Source organism: Undibacterium sp. Xuan67W, assembly GCF_049340165.1.
Taxonomy (GTDB): Bacteria; Pseudomonadota; Gammaproteobacteria; order Burkholderiales; family Burkholderiaceae_D; genus Undibacterium.
Map to the genome: position 1 here is coordinate 1 of NZ_JBMPPN010000055.1, position 1,068 is coordinate 1,068.

Annotated in this window: 1 protein-coding gene; it reads left to right on the forward strand. The window is 50.7% G+C overall.

The genetic code is table 11. The annotated features are described in order from the left end of the window. Positions 1–4: 4 nt before the first annotated feature. A partial coding sequence (tuf, locus tag ACO0LE_RS20215; RefSeq protein ID WP_422962121.1) for an elongation factor Tu occupies positions 5–1,068 on the forward strand: 1,064 nt, incomplete at its 3' end.

A 1,068-nucleotide genomic window follows, 5' to 3' on the forward strand; every position in this document is an offset into this window, starting at 1 on the left:
TAAAATGGCAAAAGGTAAGTTTGAACGCACCAAGCCGCACGTCAACGTAGGCACAATTGGTCACGTTGATCACGGTAAAACCACTCTGACAGCAGCGATTGCGACAGTATTGTCCAAGAAATTTGGCGGCGAAGCCAAAGCCTACGACCAGATCGATGCAGCGCCAGAAGAAAAAGCGCGCGGTATTACCATCAATACAGCCCACGTAGAATACGAAACAGCTGGCCGTCACTACGCCCACGTTGACTGTCCAGGCCATGCTGATTATGTTAAAAACATGATTACTGGCGCGGCGCAAATGGATGGCGCGATCTTGGTATGCTCCGCAGCAGACGGCCCAATGCCACAAACACGTGAACACATCCTGTTGGCACGTCAAGTTGGTGTTCCGTACATCATCGTCTTCCTGAACAAATGCGACATGGTAGATGATGCTGAGTTGCTGGAACTGGTCGAAATGGAAGTTCGTGAGTTACTGTCCAAATACGAATTCCCAGGCGACGACTTGCCAATCATCCAAGGTTCCGCAAAGCTCGCCCTCGAAGGCGACAAAGGACCATTGGGCGAAGAAGCCATCATGAAACTTGCTGATGCATTAGACAGCTATATCCCAACACCAGAACGCGCTGTTGACGGCGCCTTCCTGTTGCCAGTAGAAGACGTCTTCTCCATCTCCGGTCGCGGTACGGTTGTAACAGGTCGTATCGAGCGCGGTATTGTCAAAGTCGGCGAAGAAATCGAAATCATCGGCATCAAAGACACTGTTAAAACAACCTGTACTGGTGTTGAAATGTTCCGCAAACTGCTCGACCAAGGTCAAGCAGGCGACAACGTTGGCGTCTTGCTGCGTGGTACTAAGCGTGAAGACATCCAGCGTGGTCAAGTGTTGGCAAAACCAGGCTCCATCAAGCCACATAGCCACTTCACTGGTGAAATCTACGTCCTGTCCAAGGACGAAGGCGGTCGTCATACACCATTCTTCAACAACTACCGTCCACAATTCTACTTCCGTACAACGGACGTGACTGGTTCGATCGAGTTGCCGAAAGACAAAGAAATGGTCATGCC